The following is a 21,767-nucleotide window of genomic DNA, read 5'->3' as shown; positions in this document are numbered from 1 at the left end:
TATTAACCAATATAATTAATATGAAAAGAAAAATTACAATCGCTTTTCTTATGTTTTCTTTTTTTTGCATTCCTCTATTGAAGGCGCAAGGAAAAAAAATTAATGGAAAAGTTACTGATTCTAACGGATTAACCCTACCAGGCGTAAGTATTGGGATCAAGGGGTCTCCGGGCGGTACACAAACAGATGTTAATGGTAACTATACTATTAATGTTTCAAACTCACAATCAGTTCTGGTTTTTTCCTATTTGGGTTATATTACCCAAGAAATCAGTATTGGAAACAATTCAATAATTAACGTTTCTCTAGTTCAAGACAATAAAAGTTTGCAAGAGGTAGTGGTTATTGGTTATGGTACACAACAAAAAGCCAGCGTATCAAGTGCTATTTCTTCGGTCTCGGCCAAAGAAATCTCATCTCGCCCAGTAGCAGACGCAGCACAGGCTTTGCAGGGTAAGGTTGCTGGTGTTACAATTGTTCAAAACTCCGGTGCGCCAGGTGGTACAGGTGGTACAGCAATTCGTATCCGGGGGATATCATCTGTTACCGGTACCAACAATCCTTTAATTGTTTTAGACGGTTTTCCATTACCTGATCAAGGAGCGGATAATATCCTCAATTCATTTAGTCCAAACGAAATTGAATCGATAGATATTTTAAAAGATGCAGCGGCAGCCTCTATTTATGGAGTTAGGGGGTCTAATGGAGTGGTTTTGATTACCACAAAAAGAGGTAAGGCTGGTATTACAGTAATCAATGCAGATGTTTATAGAGGCTATCAGCAAGCTTGGAGATTACCTTCATTGCTAAATGCAAAAGAATACGCCATCATTAATAATGAGGCAAGAATTGCTAGTTTATTAAATCCCATTCCAAAATTGGCTGATCCAAATGCAGTAGAGCAAACTTATGGTAACGGTACAGATTGGTTAGGTCAAGTTTTTAGGGGTGCGGCAATGACAAACGCAGCTTTAAACATAAGCGGTGGTAGCGATAAGGCTCAATATGCTTTGTCAACTGGTTATTTTAATCAAGACGGGATAATTGAAAACACCAATTTTGAAAGATTTAATCTACGTTTTAATGGTGACCTGAAGGCAAGTGATAAGTTGAAAATCGGGAATAGTTTAACCATGTCGCGAACAAAAGAAATACCCCAGAATACCTATGACCCTTTCAATAGCGTGATAATTTTGGCTTTAACTGCTCCACCTACGGTTCAACCCAGAAACCCTGACGGCACCTATGCTGGTGGTAATGGTGGCATTGATGGTTTTGATGAACCAAACCCAGTTTATAACCTAGAGGTGCCTCAATTTGTGAATACTAAGTACCGATTAACAGGTACGGTTTTTGGCGAGTACCAACTATTTGCCGGCCTAAAATTGAAAGCTAATCTAGGGTTGGATTTTGTAACACAAAGCTTAAGAGGTTATAACCCCGCAATACCTTCTACGGGTGCAAGGCCTATTGTTAGGACTGGCGTAACAGATCAAACCAACTTTAACCCCAATTATTTGGGAGAGTTTACGGCTAATTATACAAAAAAAATAAACGATCACAATTTTAGTTTACTAGCTGGTTTTACTGCACAAGAAAACAACTATAATTCTTTAGGTGGCGGAAGAAGCGGTTATACTGTTTTGGGTTTCCCGGTTCTTAATGATAATATCTATGCACCAAAAGATATTTCTGAAACCTACAACTTTAACGGTTACGGCACTTCAACTTTACTCTCTTACGTTGCCAGGGCTAGTTATGATTATAAAAGCAAATATATTTTTCAGGCAAGTGTGAGAAGAGACGGATCTTCTAATTTTGGGCCAGATAACAAATATGCAGATTTCTCTGCTTTTTCATTTGCTTGGAGAGCAATTGATGAAGATTTTATAAAGCCATATACATGGTTAAGCGATTTAAAATTGAGATTAAGTTATGGTTCGGTAGGAAACCAAGACATACCTGCTTTTTCTTACTTGGCAGGAATAAACAGTGGAATAGGCTATGCTTTTGGCGATAACTCTGGCAATGGAGGTTTAGTAACCGGTGCTGCCCCAACAGCACTTTCTAACCCAAACTTAGGGTGGGAAAAAAACCAACAGATCAATGTAGGTTTAGATTTAGGTTTCCTAAAAAACAGGATTACGGCAGTAATAGACCTGTATAGCAGAAAGTCGCTGGATCTTTTATTTAGAGTTCCGGTTCCGGCAACCTCTGGAACCTATGAACCAATACCTTTTAATACGGGTGATATGATAAATAAGGGCATTGATTTTAGTTTGAACACGGTTAACTTTGAAAAACCTAATTTTAAATGGACATCAAACTTGGTTTTATCGGCGTATAAAAACGAATTGACATCCCTGGGTTTGGCTTCACCGATCAATAACGGTTTTGCCCGTATTTCTGGTGGTGCAAGAAGGGTAGAGCAAGGTTACCCCGTGAATTATTTCTACGGTTTCAAAACGGAAGGAATATTCCAAAACCAAGCAGAAATTGCAGCACACGCAACACAAACTGCTGGGAGCAACCCGGCAACAAGTACCGCCCCAGGCGATATTAAATTTGTTGACATTAATGGAGATGGGGTTATTAATGACCAAGATAGAACAAACCTCGGAAATTCTATCCCAAATTTTACCTATGGCTTCACAAATAATTTTACCTACAAAAACTTTGATCTAAGTGTTTTCTTACAAGGATCGCAAGGCAATAAGGTTTTGAATTTTAATAGATGGTACACTGAAAGTGGTGTTTCTAATGGCAATTATTCTAAGTATTTCTTAGGAAGATGGACAGGAGAGGGTACATCTAACTCAATCCCAAGGGCGATTCAAAATGATCCGAACCAAAACAACCGTGTTTCTGATAGGTTTGTAGAAGATGCGTCTTACATCCGTTTAAAAAACGTAAGGTTATCCTATTCACTACCTGCAAAGTGGATGAAATCTGCCAAAATCCAGAAAATACAAATCTATGGAAGTGCCCAGAACCTGGCTACCATAACCAACTACACGGGCTTTGACCCTGAAGTTGGAGGTGGGGTAGATATTGGTTATTATCCTCAAGCCAGAACTTTCCTTCTTGGAATCAACGCAAATTTTTGATAATCAAATAAAGAAAAAATGAAAATTTTAAAAATCAGCAAATATATGATGATCTGTGTTGCGGTAGTTGCACTGGTCAGCTGTAAAAAGGATTTCTTAACCCAGCAGCCAAATGATAGAATTACAACAGATAACTTTTATCAGACCGAGGCGGATGCGATCGCAGCAGTAAATTCAATCTATTCTCCTCTTACTTCTTTGTATAATTATATGTGGCAAGTTGGCGATATCATGAGTGATGATACGGATACTGGCGGTGGCGGAGGTGGCGATGGTGCTACCGAATTAGAACTAGATAATTTTACGCTCAATTCCTTCAACGCAGATATTGGTAACTATTGGGGCCAGTGCTATCAAGGGATCCAGCGAGCCAACATCGCTATAGAGAAAATACCAAACATACCTGCGGTTAGTGATGCCATTAGAAAAAGAAGCTTAGGCGAAGCTTATTTCTTAAGAGGATTTTACTATTACAGCTTAGTGAGGTTGTTTGGCGATGTTCCTTTATATACCAATTCAATTACTTTGGATGATGCCAGAACAATCAGCAGAAGCCCAAAAGCAGAAGTTTACGCTCAAGTAATCAAGGATTTGAAACAGGCAGAAACCTTGCTTCCTAATACTTATACTGGCGATGATAAGGGAAGAGCAACCGCCGGTGCTGCTAAGGGGATTCTAGCAGGTGTTTATTTAACCTTAGGCAATAAAGCCGATGCCGCCGCAAAATCTTTAGAAGTAATTAACGATGCCTCAAAATATGGTTATGATCTATGGGCTAACTATGGCGATAACTTTAAGCTTGAAAATGAAAACGGCAAAGAGTCAGTTTTTGAAGTACAATATAGAAGTGGGGGCGCTCAATTTACATTTTATGGTGCCGGAAATGTTTTAAACACATTTATGGGACCAAGAGCCCAAAACGTGGTACAATCATCGGGCTACGGTTTTAGCATCCCTACCTTAAGTTTATTCAATGCTTACGAGCGTACAAACCCAGCGGATAGTAGCACCATCATAGATAAAAGAAGATTACCTAGTATGTGGATACCTGGGGATAAATTTGTTTCTGGGGCTTTAAATTACACTCAACCGGCTTCATTGATAGGTTCTCCAAATGGTTTCAACACCAAAAAATGGTTTGTGCCAGTAACCAATGTTACCGGCGATAATGGTGGCTGGACATCCGCAAAGAATATCCAAGTAATGAGATATAGTGAAATCTTGTTGATTTATGCCGAAGCCGCAGGTCCAGTTTTAGGAAAACAATATATAGATAGGGTAAGGGCAAGAGCCGGTTTACCGCCTTTAGCAACAGGATTAAATGATGCCGATTATCTAACAGCTATTTACCACGAAAGAAGAATAGAGTTTGCATTTGAAATGCACCGTTGGTTTGATTTGCTTAGAAACCCAGATCCAAATTATTTTATTAATGTGATGAAAGCAGCTGGCAAATCTAACATAGCAGAAAAACACAGATATATGCCCATTCCTCAAGGCGAAAGGGATATTAATCCAAATTTAACTCAAAATCCAGGTTATTAATCTTAAATACTTAGATAAAATGAAAAAAAATATAATCATATTAATCATCCTGTCCGTTTTTACTATGGCATGGTTTGGTTGTAAAAAAACAGATCCGGTTATTACCGGGTCTGCTTCAATGGCCGGTTTTACCGCAGCCATAACATCAGTTCCAGATACCTTGCCTTTTGCACAAAAGGTAACTTTTACAAATTCATCTACAGATGCCTTTTTATACAAATGGAATTTTGGGGATGGTACCGATCAGGTTGCGGATAAAAATCCTTTGCACATCTATTCAAAAGCTGGGACTTATACCGTTAATTTAACATCTGTGGGTTCTGCTGGCAGCAATCAACTAAGTAAAAGTATTACCGTATCCGATGCTTGTAGCAATGATACCTTTAGCAAACTTACAAGTTGTGGCAAACAAACTTGGACCTGGAGCAGTGCAGCCGATGCCATAAAGGTTCTTTCTCCCGATGGCTCACAGGTAAATTTTTCGGGCCCGGCGGCTAGTTGCCAGATTGATGATAAGTTTAGTTTTTCAGCAGATGGAACATTTAACTATAATGCTAACGGAGAAACTTTCAGCGTTCAAGCTGGCTACTCTTGCCAACCCGCCATTACAAATGCCACATCTTTTAAGCTGGCTGCAAAAACTGGAACAATACCAAAAATCGTACTTGGTAATGTACAAGGTGGCGGCAAACCATTTATTGGTACAACAGACGAAGTAAAGGATAATGCATATCAAATAATGAATATTACTGAAGATGCCATGACTTTAAGAGGCACCTTGGCAGATAATAGCTTAATAGAATTCAAATTCAAATTGCCTTCAGATTTAGATAACGTAAAACTATTATTGACAGGTGGTACAACAAGAAGTTGGAAATTAGATAAAAATAAAGTTCCTGGTGCAATAACGGTAGGGCCAAACGATAGTGATCCAACCGGTTATTATGGAGGCGGTCCTTTAGACCCATGCCAAGTAGATGATGTTTACACCTTTGGACAGGATAATAGTATTGTTTACAATGCAGGGCCAGGAACATTTGTTGCTGGAGGAGTTGGCTGTCAGGCACCAAGAGATTATACCACCAATTACACTTTTACCAATGTTGCAGCAGGTGCAGGTATTGGTCAAATTAATCTATCCGGCTCTCAATATTTTATTGGTGTAACCGATAGACCAAGTGAGAATGTTTATAGGATATTAGAAATTGATGATAACCATATGGTTCTAAGAGCAGGAAATGGGACGAGTGGTGTTGTATTTGATTTATATTTTGTGAGAGCGAATTAAAGATTTAAAAAAGGATGAAGATGAAAAAGCTATTTATTATTATGTTGGGTTTAGTGTCAGTTTCTTGCACACAAAAGAAAAGTATCCCAGCACCGATAAAGCCAGCACCCGTTGATAATGATTTTAATACGCTGGTTTGGTCTGATGAATTTAATATCAACGGTATGCCAGATCCATTAAAATGGGGTTATGATTTGGGTGCAGGAGGCTGGGGAAATGCCGAGTTGGAATATTATACCAACAGGGTTGATAATGCGGTGGTAAAAGATGGTGTGCTAAAAATAAATGCGATTAGAGAAAATTACAACGGTAGTGCTTTTACCTCAGCAAGGTTGATAAGCAAAGATAAATTTGCGTTCACTTATGGTCGTGTAGAAGTTAAAGCAAAATTACCAGCAGGAGTTGGTACTTGGCCAGCAATTTGGATGTTAGGTAGCAATGTAAATACAACCCCATGGCCTGGCTGCGGAGAAATAGATATAATGGAGCACCTTGGTCGCGATTTGGATAATATTTACGGAACGTTACATTATCCCGGACATTCTGGCGAGAATGCTGATGGCGGGACAAAGAAAATAAGTAACGCTACTTCAGAGTTTCATATTTATAGCTTAGAATGGACATCCTCTAGCGTACGTATCCTAGTTGACGGCCAGTTAGTACATTCTGTGGCCAATTCTGCCGCTGTTCCATTTAACCACGATTTCTTTTTTATCATGAATTTAGCAATGGGCGGAAACTTTGGCGGACCTGTTGACGCTTCTGTAAACAATGCTACTATGGAAGTAGATTATATCAGGGTTTATAAATAATTTTAAATAAAATTGTCTAAAGCAAATAAACCGGGGTGTTTAAATAACCATCCCGGTTTATTTAGTATTTTAAAAACTATCAATCATCATGACTAAAAATTTAAGTCTAAGCAAAATTTGTATTATATCCTTTCTTGTTCTTTATGGGTCGTACAATTGTTTTTCACAAACAAAAGTAAAAGTTTCAAACACAGATAAAAAGGTAGAAGAGCTTGTTAAAAAAATGACCCTCGAAGAAAAAGTGGGACAAATGGCGCAGATAACGATAGACGTAATTACAAAAGGCAAAGATCGTTTTAGCAGTTTTGAGCCAGTAGAATTAGATCCTAAAATAATGGACGATGTATTTAATAAATACAAAATCGGGTCTATTTTAAATACTGCAAATAATAGGGCAAGGACCCCTCAAGTTTGGTACTCATTAATCTCCAAGATCCAAGAAGTTGGCAAGGGACGTTTAAATATCCCGGTTATATATGGTATAGATGCCATTCACGGTACAACTTATACCGCAGGTGCTACATTTTTCCCTCAGCAGATAGGGCAGGCCGCAAGTAGAAATTTAGACTTGATCAAAAGAGGAGCGCAAATTACCGCTTATGAAACAAGGGCAAGCGGTATCCCCTGGAATTTTTCGCCCGTTTTGGATTTAGGTCCCGATCCACGCTTCCCAAGAATATGGGAAACCTATGGGGAAGACCCATATCTTACATCAGAAATAGGAAAAGTGATGGTTAAAGGATATGAAGGAGACAACAACGATATTTCTTCGCCTTATCATGTGGCAGCTTGTTTAAAACATTTCTTGGGTTACCAAGTGGCAGCATCTGGTAAGGATAGAACGCCCGCTTATATTTCGGACCAAGCCCTTCGCGAATATCATGTGCCTGCATTTAAAGCAGCTATTGATGCCGGTGCACACACAATTATGATCAATTCTGGCTTAATTAATGGTATCCCGGTACATTCTAGTTATAAAATCCTTACCCAGTTGCTACGTAAAGAATTAGGCTTTAAGGGCGTTGTGGTTACAGATTGGGGCGATATAGAAAACTTACATACCAGGGATCATGTTGCCGCTACCAACAAAGAAGCGGTAATGATGGCTATTAACGCAGGCATAGATATGTCTATGATCGCCTATCAATACGAACCTTTCTGTAATGATTTAATTGCTCTTGTAAAAGAAGGAAAGGTAAAACAAAGCAGAATAGACGAGGCCGTAACACGTATCTTAACCTTAAAATACGATTTAGGCCTTTTTAAAACGCCTGTTACCAACTATAAAGATTATCCTAAATTTGGCAGTAAAGAATTTGAGAATGCGGCCTACGAAACTGCTGCAGAATCAATTACTCTATTAAAAAACGATAACAATATTTTGCCATTATCAAAAAAAATGAAACTATTGGTTACCGGCCCAAACGCAAATTCCATGCGTACTTTAGATGGTGGTTGGTCTTACTCATGGCAAGGTGAGAAAGTAGAAGAATTTGCATCAAAATACAATACCATTTATAAAGCTTTACAGAATAAGGTTGGGGTTCAAAACGTTGATTTTATTCCCGGGGTAAGCTATAAAATGGACGGTAAATATTTTGAGGAGTATGAAGATCAAATGGATAATGCGATTGCCGCCGCCAAAGACGCAGATGCGGTAATCTTATGCTTAGGCGAAAATTCTTATACCGAAACACCAGGTAATTTAAGCGATCTTTATCTGTCGGATCTACAGACTGAATTTGCCAAAAAAATTGCTGCTATTGGTAAAAAAGTGATTTTGGTGTTAAATGAAGGTAGGCCAAGAATTATCAGCAAGTTCGAAAACCTTATCCCCGGGATTATTGACATATATTTACCCGGCAACTTTGGTGCTGATGCGTTGGCAGATATTATTTTTGGCGATGTAAATCCATCGGGTAAACTACCTTTTAATTATCCTCGTTATCCAAATTCTTTGATCAATTATGACCATAAGCCTTCTGAAAGTAGGAGCGAAGTTGTTGGTGTATATAATTATGATGCAGATTATAACCCACAATATGAGTTTGGATATGGTTTAAGCTATACTAATTTTGAATATAGTAACCTAAAATTAAGCGCAAAGGATATTAATGCGAACGATGTTTTAAGAGTGAGTGTGGACATAAAAAACACGGGCGATAGAGAAGGCAAAGAAGTGGTAGATTTATACTTATCAGATTTGGTAGCAAGCATAACACCAGATGTAAGAAGATTAAAAGGTTTCCAAAAAATTGATCTAAAACCCGGGGAGAGCAGAACATTAACCTTTAATTTGGATAAGAGATCTTTTGCTTTCGTAAACGCAGATGGTAAATCTGTTGTAGAACCCGGTGATTTTGAAGTAAGCATATCTAACTTAAAATCAAAATTTAGTATTAAATAGCATCAAAATTTATTCTCTCTTAATATGCAATTTGCTATAAACTTTATCATTTGTGGGCATCGCACATTATTGAATTTATTAAAGGCCTTAAAAAATTAAAGGTAGCTTAATATATAAGGGTAAAGTAATTTTAAACTTGAAATTCATCAACCAAAATTAAGTGTTTTTAATATCTTTGCCCACAATATGAGCGATAACCGTTACAGCCAACGCGGCGTTTCTGCCGGGAAAGAAGATGTTCACAATGCCATAAAAAGTATCGATAAAGGTATTTTTCCCAAAGCATTCTGTAAAGTTATCCCAGATATCTTAGGCGGCGATGATGCTTTTTGTAACATTATGCATGCCGATGGGGCAGGCACAAAATCTTCATTAGCCTATATCTATTGGAAAGAAACGGGAGATATATCTGTTTGGAAAGGTATTGCACAAGATGCCATCGTAATGAATTTGGATGACCTGCTTTGTGTGGGCGCAACCGACCGTATTTTGCTATCATCAACCATAGGTAGAAACAAAAATTTGATACCCGGGGAAGTGATTGCCGAAATAATTAACGGTACCGAAGAAATTTTAGCCGACTTACGTGAAATGGGTATCAATATCTATTCTACCGGTGGCGAAACCGCAGATGTTGGCGATTTGCTGCGAACCATCATCGTAGATTCTACCGTTACTTGCAGAATGAAAAGAGAGGATATTATCTCGAATGATACCATAAAAGCTGGCGATGTGATTGTTGGTTTATCATCTTCAGGTAAAGCCACTTACGAAACAGAATATAACGGGGGGATGGGTTCTAACGGATTAACTTCTGCCCGTCATGATGTTTTTAACAAAACGATTGCCGCTAAATATCCAGAAAGTTTTGACCCACTAGTTCCTTTTGACCTTGTTTTTTCTGGCAGCAAACGTTTAACCGATGAAATTAGGATCGATGACGATTTATTGGTTACCGCGGGGAAATTGGTTTTATCGCCTACCAGAACTTACGCACCCGTTATCAAGAAAATTTTAGACAAGCACCGCTCAAATATACACGGGATGGTTCATTGCAGTGGAGGTGCGCAAACCAAGGTTCTTCATTTTATAGAAAACCTGCACATTATAAAAGACAATCTTTTCCCAATACCCCCACTTTTTAAATTGATACAAGAACAATCTGGCACCAATTGGAAAGAAATGTACAAGGTTTTTAATATGGGCCACAGAATGGAAATCTATCTGGATCAAGCTTACGCTGATGAGATCATTGCCATTTCAAAATCTTTTGGCATTGATGCACAAATTGTTGGCAGGGTAGAAGCAGCCGATAAAAAGCAAGTAACCATCACTTCTGAAAAAGGAGAGTTTGTTTATAATTGATTTTCATGAATCATCTTGCTAAAGAGAATAATAACTTTAATCTAGTTAGGCTTTTAGCATGTTTTCAAGTTTTAATTTATCATTCTTATAGTTTCTATCATAAAATTGATGACACCTTATTTTTTAAGTTTATTTGGCTTTTTCCCGGTGTTGTCATTTTTTTTAGTATTAGTGGTTTTTTAATAGCAAAATCATTTGATTATTCCTCAATCAAATCATTTAGTATAAAAAGATTTTTAAGAATATATCCCGGGTTAATCGTTAATATTTCAGCAACTTTTCTACTGTTATATTTTTTGAGATTTATCAAGATCAATTTAGATTCCATAAAATATTTTGTATCGCAGCTCACTATTTTCCAATTTTATGTTCCAGAAAGCTTTAAAAAATTCGGTAGCGGTCATCATCCAAATGGGGCACTTTGGACAATAAGCGTAGAACTTCAATTTTACTTTTTATTTCTTGTTACAGCAATTTTATTAGGTTGGAAGAAGAGATCCATAAAATTTAAAAATATCGTAACATCATTTTTGATAATTGTTTCTTGCTTAATAAACTTTTTGAGTAATAGCCACATGTATACAGAAACGATAAGTTTTAAATTGTTATTCAATAGCATTTTTTATCATTTTACTTTCTTCGGAATTGGAATGCTATTTTGGATAAATTTCCAGAATCTTAAAATTATCTTTATTGGAAAATTTAAGTATTGGTCAATTATTTTAATGATAATTATTTTAATGATCATTTTTTTTGATATAACTATAAGACGTTATCAATACGAAAACTTAAGTTTTTTATATTTATTGATCTTAGTTTTTACAACATTCTCTTTTGTTTTTTCTTTAAATGGATTAAGCTATCGATTATTGGGTAAAACGGATATATCCTATGGCACTTATATTTACCATTGTTTGGTAATAAACTTGTTTATTATTTTAAATGTAAATGAATGTTTAATTCCTCTTACTTGGTTGATTTCTATTAATTTAGGTCTATTATCTTGGGTTTTAATAGAAAAAGGATTTTTAGCTAAAAAATCAAGTTTATAATTGGTAAACATATAATTCCTAATAAAGTAATTTTGCGTTAAGCCTGCTTGCCGGATAGGCAGTGATTAAAACAGCAGCTTTTTCAACCGTCATCCTGAGCGGAGTCGAAGGAGGAGCGGAGTAAAAGGAGTACGGTTGAAAAACTTTAGTGTAAATCCCGACCGCTTTTTGCGGAAACGCCCAAATCAATTTTACTTATCACTCAAAAGTCTAAATGTTAATTCTTCCCTTTTTTTAAAAACATAAGCTTTACATTTGTGATATGCCAAAAATTTCAGAAAAAGGAAAAGTAATGCCCGCATCGCCCATAAGAAAGTTAACCCCTTATGCAGAGCAGGCAAAAGTGGATGGGAAAACCGTATATCATTTAAACATTGGCCAACCAGATATTGAAACACCAGAATTGATGTTGGATGCGGTTAAGGATATAGATTTTAAGGTTTGGTCCTATACTTCATCTGAAGGGACATTAACTTATAGAACCAAATTAGCAGAATATTATAACAAGCTAGATTATAAGCTTGGTACGGATGATATTATTGTTACCGCGGGAGGCTCTGAGGCCATTATTTTTGCCATGATGAGCTGTTTAAACCCTGGCGATGAGGTAATTATACCAGAACCTTTTTATGCCAATTACAATGGTTTTGCGTGTGAATGTGAGGTAACCGTAAAACCCATATTATCTGTGATAGAAAATGGGTTTGCCTTACCCTCTATTGCAGAATTTGAAAAGTTGATCTGTGAAAAAACCAAGGGGATAATGATTTGCAACCCAAATAACCCAACAGGTTATTTGTACAGCGATGAAGAAATGCAAGGCTTAAGGGAATTAGCTTTAAAACACGATCTGTACATTTTTTGTGATGAGGCTTATCGCGAGTTTTGTTACGATGGGCAAGCCTTCATATCGCCAATGCAGCTGACGGGTTTAGATGAAAACGTAATTGTGATAGATACCGTTTCTAAACGTTACAGTGCCTGTGGCGCAAGATTAGGATGCTTAATTACTAAAAACAAAGAGGTTATAGCCACCGCTTTAAAATTTGCCCAAGCCAGATTAAGCCCCGGAATGATAGAGCAGATCGCCGCAACAGCAGCTATTGATACTCCGGATAGTTATTTTGAAGAGGTTAATAAGCGTTATACCAAACGTAGGAATACGTTGGTAGAAGCTTTGAATAAAATGGAAGGTGTTTTTTGCCCAAACCCGGGAGGTGCATTTTATGTGGTTGCTAGTTTGCCTATTGATGATTCTGATAAATTTTGCCAATGGATGTTAGAAAAATTCTCCCATAACAACCAAACCGTAATGATGGCGCCTGCAACTGGGTTTTATGCCACAGATGGTGCGGGCAAAAACCAAGTAAGGATGGCTTACGTTTTAAACAGGGAAGATTTAAAGATGGCGATGCTCTGTTTAGAAGAAGGTTTGAAAGCTTACCCAGGGAGAATAGTTAATTAGCTGAATTAATCATTGTTTCATTAGTTGATAAAGTTTACAAGAGTTTGAATAAATTAGTTCTTTTGGCTCCAGTTTATTTTGGTACTTTTGTTGTGCCGATGAAAGAAAGTTTTATCGGTTTTACAAAACATCATTGCTCTTAGCTGTTCATAACTTATGAAATCATTTTACTAATGGCTTTCATAAGTATTGCAGGTACTGATAAACCAATGAACTCAAAAAAATGGGCTCGACCGGAATAGACAGGATGGATGATAAGTGTGTAAGCATGCAGCGCAATGAAGGTTCAGCGCTTAAATATTGATCTTCAAAACACAAAAGGCGAAAATAACTACGCTCTTGCTGCTTAATTTTAACCAAGTTAAAATTGCTTAGTCATACTTTAGAAGTATGAGCGAGATGTTTCCCGAAGGCCAAGTCTGGCGGCAATCGATACGGAAGCACAGAAATGCTGGAATAAGGAAAAGTAAGTTTCGGGCTTTTCTCGAAAACCAAAGAAACTAAGGAGTAACCAGGATGTTTATGGCTAAGTTGCTCTCGAAAATCAAACATAAAGTAAGCATGTAGAAAGCGCAACTGGTCCCATGTTTGGACGAGGGTTCGAATCCCTCCGGGTCCACTTTTCAAAACATTAAAATCGGCTAAAAACCTGCAAACCAAATGATTGCAGGTTTTTTTTATTTATCAAAAAACTTTATAATTTTCGGGTGTTTTATAGGCAATTTTGAATATGTTCTAGAAATCACCTTTGGGCTTGGATAATTTAATGTTAATATTTTTTCTACACAAAACCATTAATTCTGTTAACATAACATACCGTATTGCTTGCTCGGGTTTTACCCACTGTCCTCCGGATTAGCTCTAACCTGCGCTATTAAAAACCTCAATCTTAATTTTCAGCTCTGTTGCTGTTTTTAATGCTGTATTTAAAATTTCCCACCATTCATCTGAAAATAGTATCATTTTGCAATAAGTAGTAGTGTTTGGATAACCAATATTGCCAATAAAAGCCCGATTGATACATTGGCTTTTCATTGCGTACAAATCTTTCACTACGTCTTATTTAGAAATATTACTGTACAGGTAATACCAATAGACACTAGTTTGAATAGAGCCTGGGTAGGATTACCATTTTCAGTCTTTGGAATATTATTTAATTTTATAGAATATTTTTGATTCTATAGTTGGCTAAGGTAATTTTAGAATGACCGGTGTCTTTTATCTAAAAAAAACTGTATTCATCTTCATTATTCTAAAGCATTATTTTCCGTTTTTACCGATGAAAGCGGATTTTTTTAAAAGAGAGGTACAGTAAATACCCAATCTAAATTCAACTTTCTTTATACTGGAATGTGAAACATTTAACATAGCAAAACTTTAGTGCGTTCAATTGTAGATAAAAAAATATCGCAAGTTGAAAATTTTAACTCTTGTAGTCGTTAATATACCATTAATGGTAACGGAAGAAGCCTATAAAGCCTTAATAATATTTTATAACAACTTATAACAATATGAATAGTAGTATTTTAAATAAAATATTGAGCTTTGAAAGTGAGTTGTATTTTGGAGAATTTTACAACTTATTTGTACAATTGTTAGATTTCGTTAAAGTAAATTTGAACCGAGTGATAATCAATTATCTGGTTATAAGGTAAGATTAACTTATTCGCATGAGGAAGTTAATCAGATGCTGAATTTCTATTTTTTACGTTAGTACGGATATTGTCCAAAAAGCAATTTTAAGATTTTGTGGCTTTTTAAACTAAATTTTTCTTGTTCCCGACTTTTCCCCGTAAAAATTCAAATACTCTAAATCAAAGACGCAAAATTTTCATTTATGCATCAATTCTGAACTAATGGAAAACTTGAGTTGTAACGTTGGCAAATATTAAATTTCAGTTATAAATAATGATTAATCAAAAAACCGTAAAAATTATCACTTTTCTAATTATAATTATTGGTTTCGGTTTCCAAAATACGCTTTTAGCACAAAATACTGTTCGGCCTTTAATTTGGGTGTCGCCAAACGACAAAGAAGCGATCATTAATAAAATACACTCTAAAGAATGGGCAAGTGAATATTTCAAGGAATTTAAACAAAGGATTGAACCTGATGTTGACAATTATATCAAAAATCCTAAATCTTATCTAAGCGGGTTACCATTTGATCTCAGCAAATCGGAAACAAACAAGATACCTCCGTTTCAATATATATTAGAAACAGATAAAGACGCTGATAGCAAACGAGATAAATTTCAATATTATTTAAAAACCGGTATTGATTGCGGAATAGTTTATTATTTGACTGGAGAAGAAAAGTATGCTAAGTATAGTGCTTCGGTGTTTTACACGTTTATGAAAGCCTTATTACAAATAAAGCCATCTATTGAAAAAACCAATGGTGGTTGGCTTTATCAGGATAATCATTTGAGAGAGGCGAGAGAGATAGGTGCTCAATTACCAATTCTCTATGATTTTATTGTACCATTTATCAAAAAAGGAGGAACAGCGTATAATTTTGAGTCCGATACTCAGGACAAAATTGAAATTTCAGAAGCTGAAAAGGTATTTAAAACTTACATTGATTTAGCATTGAATCATGGGCTGATTGATTGTAATTGGCCAGTCCTGGAATCACCTAGTTTAGTTGGGAATATACTGGCATTAGATAGTAGTATAGAAAGAGACAGTTTACTTACATATTATCTCCAAAAAAACACTCCACACCAAGATGCTTTAGCTAAAGTTGCTAAAGTTTATAAGGAAAGTGGCGGTTGGCCTGAGAGCCTAAATTATTCAGGCGGTGTAACAGGTTTAACAACCTATTTAATGACGATGCTAACCAAAATCTATCCGTCTTTAGCCTTAGGTAAAAAATATCCGCAAATAGCAAACGCAATCACACTTCCTTATTATCTAACTTATCCAAATAGCAAACAAACCATCCAATTTGGGGACGGACACAGAGAATTCTCAAGATATTACGGTAGTTTCGAAATTGAATATTATTTAGCAAAGCTTAGTGGCGACAAGAAAAACTTAGCTCAATTTGGATCCTTAATCAATTCTGGGATTGAGCATGACAATTATGATAGGGCGAAATTAGGTAAAAGATCTTATAAACCTTATCCATATTTTGATGAACCCCTACAATTGCTATGGGCAAGCGGAGACGTTAAAGGCGATACAAAAAACTATCCTAAGCCTACCACTAATGGTTTGCCTTTCGCCGGTATATCCATTCAAAGAAATTTAAGCACTACTCGTAAACCCGAAGACGGTTTGATGTTGTTTGTTGGTGGAGGCGCTTTTGTACATGGCCATGCTTCTGGAATGAACATTGAATTATACGGGCGAGGCTATGTTTTGGGCGCAAAAGCCGGTAGGTCACAATACCGTTCAGAAATTCATGAAAATTATTACCGCTTGTTTGCAGGAAGCAACACAGTAATTGTAAATGGTGCATCTAGAGGAGAAGGGGAATGGGCAAATAATGCAATCAACACTGTTATAAAAGAAGCAATTGAGCCTCAATATTTTGTATCACCCGTTTCACCAAACAATTCGTTTAGTATCACGAGTTTTGTAGACAACAAGGGCGACCAAGCGGAAGCAAAACAGTTGCGGACTTTAGCCATTGTTCGCACATCGCCCAGTACTGGTTACTATGTAGATGTTTATAAATCAAAATCATCCATACCAAATCAATATCATGATTACATCTATCACAACATAGGGGATTTCTTAAGTTTTTTACCAGCGGATAAAAGTTTCCGTTTGCAATCTGATGAAAATAGATACATGGCTAATGCCAGCGCAACATGGAAAAATAATAAATCATTTAAAAATCCCGGATGGCACTATTTTAAAAACGTAGAAACTTCAGGCTCATATGATAAACAGGTAGATGTAGTCTTCACGGCAAAATCTCTGGGTCAAAACGGAGTAAGCATGAAACTTTTTATTCCCGCAGAAAATGGCAGGGAATATACCAAAGTGAGCGCACCTATAACGGATGAAGCTCCAGTCGCTTATGCTAAAAAGCCAACACCCACATTAGATATCCGTAAAAATGGAGAAGCCTGGGATGCACCTTTTGCTCTAATTTATGAGCCCTACTCTGGTATAGCGAACGAAGGGAGTGTGAAATCGGTAAAAAGTATCAAACAAGCTGGCGTTTTTAAAGGATTTATAGTAGAAAGTGAAATAAAAAATAAAAAAATTAAACAAATTATTATTACTCAAGATACTGATAGTTCAGTGTTTAAAGATCAAAATTTAGCTATCAAATTCACTGGGCGGTACGCGGTATTAACTTTAAATCAACTTAATAAAATTCAATCTCTTTACATAGGTAGTGGAAGTCGTTTTACTTACAATAAATGGGAGATCACTTCCGAACAAACTTCTCCAATTGCATTGAGCCTAGAGATAACGGACGACGTCGCTCATTTGACATCGGATGCAAAATTAAAAATCAGTAATCCAGAAAACTATAACATTATCCAGGTATTCACAAAACAATAAATTATGCAAAGGTTAACATTCCGATACACGATAATATTTTTTACCATTATAATTTTACCGTCTTGTAAAACTCATCAAAAGATAGGTAAAGAGAGCCCTAATACAGCAATGTTAAAAGCCCTAAAATGGCAAGAAGCAAATCCCATTCAAGCAAAATCTCCTACCGATTGGACCAATGGAGCTTATTACACAGGAGTGGTTAAAGCAAATGAGGTAACAGGAAGTAAAGAATATCTGGACGCTTTAAAGGCAATGGCTAAAAGAAATAACTGGCAACCTTGGGAGCGTTTTTATAATGCGGATGATTTAGCAATCTGTTACAGTTATATCTATTTAAAATATATCGGCGAACAGGCTAACCTGGAACCAACTGCCAAAATAATAAATGATCATTTGTATAAAGATTATTCATGGAAAAATGGGTCAAAAACCGATGAGAAAAAGATACTATGGTGGTGGTGCGATGCTCTTTTTATGGCTCCTCCAGTTATAGCTGCCTATGCAAAGTTGGAAAGAGATGATAGTTATCTAAAAGAGATGGATAAATATTATATGGAAACTTACGATCTTTTATATGATAAAAAGGAACATCTGTTTGCAAGAGACGGACGTTTTTTATGGACAGGCGAATCAACAGATAAGAAAGAAGATAACGGGAACAAGATATTTTGGTCGCGTGGAAACGGTTGGGTTTTGGCGGGCTTAGCATTACTTTTAACCGATTTACCTAAAGATTATCCTATCCGTCCTTTCTACGAGAACCTTTTTAAAGAAATGTCAGAAAGGATAAAAGGCTTACAACAAGATGGCGGTTTATGGAAAACTAGTTTGCTTTCTCCTGAATCTTTTGACCACGGCGAAGTGAGTGGAAGTGGACTTTTCACTTATGCCTTAGCTTGGGGAGTGAACAATGGCCTGTTAAGCAAAACCGATTATCAGCCATGCGTTACTAAAGCCTGGACAGCGTTATTGAAATGCCAAGAACCAAATGGAAAAGTAGGTTGGGTACAAAACATAGGCTTCGATCCCAAGCCTGCAGATTCAGAAAGCTGGCAAAACTTTGGAACAGGAGCTTTTTTAATGGCTGGTAGCGAAATCTTAAATCTAAATTAAATGAAAAAGTCACATTTCTGCATCCTTGCATCAATGGTTATTTCCTCACTAATCCCTTTTAAAGGATTTTCGCAGCAAGCAATTGCAAAAAAAGAAAAAAACCAGCCAAACATTATCTTTCTTTTAACAGATGACCAGAGATGGGATGCAATGGGAGCAATGGGTAATTCAATTATCCAAACTCCCAACATGGACAAACTAGCAAACGATGGTGTTTTGTTTCAAAACGCTTATGTTACCACTTCTATTTGTTGCGTAAGCAGAGCCAGTATTTTAACGGGGCAGTACGAATCTAAACATCATATTAATGATTTTAATACTGACTTATCGCCTGAAGCACTCGCTAACTCTTATCCTGTATTGTTAAAAAACGCTGGTTATAATACTGGCTTTATCGGTAAATTTGGAGTTGGAACGCATCCGCCATTACAGTTGTTCGATTTTTTTGTAAATTCAGAAGCTGGAGAAAAAACTCAGCCAGATTACGTAATCAAAGGAAAAAATGGAAAACTGATTCACGATACAGATACGCTAAGCAACGCTATTCAAGATTTTCTTTCTACTTATGGAAAAGATCAAAAACCGTTTTGCCTGTCGGTAAGTTTTAAAGCACCGCATGAGCAGGATGGTAATCCACCAACTTACGTTATCCAACCTAAATACAAAGATTATTATAAGGATGTTACCATTCCAATACCGGTAACTGCCGAACCAAAATACTGGAAGCAGTTTCCTCCTTTTTTCCAAACGGACACCAACTTTGGCAGAGCTAGGTGGAAAGGCTTATTTGGAACTCCAGATCTTTATCAAGAAAATGTGAAAAATTATTACCGTTTAATTACCGGTGTTGATGATGCGATTGGTAAGATGAGGGAAAAACTAAAAAAGCTGGGAATTGCAGATAATACGGTAATTATTCTGATGGGTGATAATGGAATGTTTTTAGGCGAACATGGTATGGAAGGTAAATGGTGGGGATATGAGGAATCTGTTAGAGTGCCACTACTAATTTACAATCCTAACACGCCAGACAAAATTAAACAATACAAAGCGCAACAAATAGCATTGAATATTGACATTGCACCAACAATTTTAGCGATGGCGGGCATTAAAGCACCAGACCAAATGCAGGGAGTAGATTTGTTTAGCATGTTGGAAAACAAAATCCCCCAAAGAAAAGATTTCTTTTATCAATACTATTTTTTAGGAGGTCTGAAATTACCTCGTCAAGAAGGGGTGGTAACTTCCAGATTTAAATATATGAACTATATTGAAAACGATTACGAAGAACTATTTGATATTCAATTTGACCCGCATGAGACCACCAACCTCGCAAAAGAATCAAAATATAAACTTGAGTTACAAAAATTAAGAAATAGGTATAAAGAACTGAAGGAGCTACATGGAGTGCCAAAAAAAGAATATATGGATAGTAAAAAAGTTTTTTAAACTAAGTCAATTTCTTGTTTAGGGCAATTAATAATCTACATCCAGATGTATGGGATATTAGGATTATTTGTTATTTAATATTTTAGGAGTTTTGGTGTTAGAACAACAATTATAAGCAGAATTACATCTAAAATGGACGATTTTATCATTTTAATAAATTTCTGTTTTCTAATTAAGAACTACATTTGAACGACCGAAAGTTATAGACTGCATTAAAATTGAAAAAATTAATATTTGACTTTTTCATTCAGCTCTAATTTTTCGCTTAACTATTATAGTTCAATTATAAACCAATAATAAAGTATTTAAAAAAGATGAAAACCCACATCAAAAAGAATATTGCACTTTCGTTAATGGCTAGTTTACTAGTTTTCAACTCTTGTAACAAAAAAGAAAGTCTTCCAGTTCCAGAATACATCCCCGGACAGGCAGATGGTAATGGTACAGGTGATGGCACAGGAGGTTCAGGTACTTCTAGTACAACATTATATACAGAAACCGGAACAAATCCACCATATTCAACTTTAAAACTAACCCCAAAAACAGCTTCCGTTGACGGCTCTACCATTAATGTTAATAATGCGCTTGTGGAAGTTGGTTATGGTGCAACACCTATGTCTCAAAATATTAATATACATACATTAACAGATACCTATATCTCGGCCACCGACGCTCCAAAATTCAAAAGATGGTGGCAGGTAGATGGTAATACGCAAATTTTTAGACTTTTTGAAGGCGAAAATTCCATTATAGATAAACGTGGAGAACACCCAAGAATTGAAGCTTTTAGTGGTATAAGTTGGACTTACAACCCAAACGTATGGCATACATTTTATGCTCATTACACGCTAGTAAAAACAGATCCTAAGGGTGTTGTTATTTTCCAAGATAAAAACTCTGATAATGACTGGGCTTTTCAGCTAACAACTTCTTCAACTGGGAATGTTGCCCTTGATGATAGAACTTTGCCAGCCTCCGAAACTATAATCGTATTAAGAAATATGGTCGGAAAATCTTTTGATTGTAAGGTTAGAGATAATGGTAAAGACTGGGAATGTTATATAAATGATGCTCTTGTAGCGACTGGCTCATTCAACAGACCGACCGGTAATAATAAATTTAGATGGGGTATGTACGCTTCCCATACACAAGTGGTAAATTCTATGATATTTGTTTCTGGAGCCCGTTTTGACTAATATTTAATCAATACTGTCCTAAACGTTTAGGAATAGAGTAAGAATACGTGTTGTTGATGATTATATGGGTGCAATTATGACATTTCAGAAAAGAACCCCCTGAACAACCTGTTTGTCTTTCAGCTCGTCGGGTTCTTCAAAAGGCCGATCGAGCCAGTTCTGCAGGTTTATCTTCACAAATATGTTAAGCCTGATAAAGGCGATGAGGTTCGATAGTTGCCAGCCATACTTGGCCATTGCCTTAAGTGCCTTAAGGATGAGGATGGTGATCAAGGCTGTCCATATCTGTATCATCACGGCATTTTCTGTAGTCCCGATAAAGGATTTGATATGCAGGTTCTGTTTTATCTCCCTAAAAAAGATTTCGATCTGCCATCTGCTTTTATAAAGCTCACTGATGGTGTTTGCTGTCCAAGACATCTGATTGGTAATGATTTCTAT

General features: G+C 36.5%; 12 protein-coding genes, 1 other RNA gene and 1 pseudogene. 13 read left to right on the top strand and 1 reads right to left on the bottom strand.

All coding sequences use genetic code 11. The features are described 5' to 3' along the window. The first annotated feature begins 20 nt into the window (after nt 1–20). The 13 genes from I5M32_RS12725 to I5M32_RS12660 all read left to right on the top strand — a co-directional run bounded on the left by I5M32_RS12725 (nt 21) and on the right by I5M32_RS12660 (nt 21,326). Nucleotides 21–3,107 carry a SusC/RagA family TonB-linked outer membrane protein gene (locus I5M32_RS12725; RefSeq protein ID WP_200586977.1) on the top strand — a complete coding sequence of 1,029 codons (3,087 nt, stop codon included), beginning with the start codon at nt 21–23 and terminating at the stop codon, nt 3,105–3,107. An 18-nt stretch (nt 3,108–3,125) separates the two neighbouring features. After that, entirely contained in the window at nt 3,126–4,652 is a 1,527-nt protein-coding gene (locus I5M32_RS12720) for a RagB/SusD family nutrient uptake outer membrane protein (protein WP_200586975.1), read from the top strand. Nucleotides 4,653–4,671: 19 nt separating this feature from the next. After that, complete coding sequence (locus I5M32_RS16885) at nt 4,672–5,940, top strand: PKD domain-containing protein (RefSeq protein WP_200586973.1); 1,269 nt, start codon at nt 4,672–4,674, stop codon at nt 5,938–5,940. A 20-nt stretch (nt 5,941–5,960) separates the two neighbouring features. After that, nucleotides 5,961–6,752 (top strand): glycoside hydrolase family 16 protein, encoded by a 792-nt coding sequence (locus I5M32_RS12710; RefSeq protein ID WP_200586971.1) that lies wholly within the window; start codon nt 5,961–5,963, stop codon nt 6,750–6,752. Between the two features lie 223 nt (nt 6,753–6,975). Continuing rightward, a complete protein-coding gene (locus I5M32_RS12705; RefSeq protein WP_234461951.1) occupies nt 6,976–9,159 on the top strand; it encodes a glycoside hydrolase family 3 N-terminal domain-containing protein in 2,184 nt (727 codons plus the stop codon). Nucleotides 9,160–9,345: 186 nt separating this feature from the next. After that, nucleotides 9,346–10,524 (top strand): AIR synthase related protein, encoded by a 1,179-nt coding sequence (locus I5M32_RS12700; RefSeq protein ID WP_200586967.1) that lies wholly within the window; start codon nt 9,346–9,348, stop codon nt 10,522–10,524. A 5-nt stretch (nt 10,525–10,529) separates the two neighbouring features. After that, a complete protein-coding gene (locus tag I5M32_RS12695; RefSeq protein ID WP_200586965.1) occupies nt 10,530–11,576 on the top strand; it encodes an acyltransferase family protein in 1,047 nt (348 codons plus the stop codon). 262 nt (nt 11,577–11,838) lie between these two features. Then, the gene (locus tag I5M32_RS12690; protein ID WP_200586962.1) at nt 11,839–13,041 is read left to right on the top strand and encodes a pyridoxal phosphate-dependent aminotransferase; all 1,203 of its coding nucleotides are present in this window, start codon (nt 11,839–11,841) and stop codon (nt 13,039–13,041) included. A 225-nt stretch (nt 13,042–13,266) separates the two neighbouring features. After that, nucleotides 13,267–13,663: a transfer-messenger RNA gene (gene ssrA / locus I5M32_RS12685) on the top strand. A 1,286-nt stretch (nt 13,664–14,949) separates the two neighbouring features. Next, a complete protein-coding gene (locus I5M32_RS12675; RefSeq protein ID WP_200586958.1) occupies nt 14,950–17,568 on the top strand; it encodes a hypothetical protein in 2,619 nt (872 codons plus the stop codon). A gap of 108 nt (nt 17,569–17,676) precedes the next feature. Beyond that, nucleotides 17,677–18,681: a glycoside hydrolase family 88/105 protein gene (locus tag I5M32_RS12670; protein ID WP_200586956.1), complete on the top strand. Its 1,005-nt coding sequence runs from the start codon at nt 17,677–17,679 to the stop codon at nt 18,679–18,681. Then, nucleotides 18,682–20,130, top strand: coding sequence for a sulfatase family protein (locus I5M32_RS12665; protein WP_200586954.1), 1,449 nt, complete (start codon nt 18,682–18,684; stop codon nt 20,128–20,130). It begins immediately after the preceding gene. 314 nt (nt 20,131–20,444) lie between these two features. Then, nucleotides 20,445–21,326 (top strand): hypothetical protein, encoded by an 882-nt coding sequence (locus I5M32_RS12660; protein WP_200586926.1) that lies wholly within the window; start codon nt 20,445–20,447, stop codon nt 21,324–21,326. A 257-nt stretch (nt 21,327–21,583) separates the two neighbouring features. Here I5M32_RS12660 and I5M32_RS17025 read toward each other — a convergent pair. Then, nucleotides 21,584–21,767: pseudogene (locus I5M32_RS17025) on the bottom strand (transposase); the annotation flags it as partial.

Source organism: Pedobacter segetis, from assembly GCF_016623585.1.
Lineage (GTDB): Bacteria > Bacteroidota > Bacteroidia > Sphingobacteriales > Sphingobacteriaceae > Pseudopedobacter > Pseudopedobacter segetis.
The sequence above is the reverse complement of the archived record's forward strand: the minus strand, read 5'-3'. Positions and strand labels throughout refer to the sequence as shown.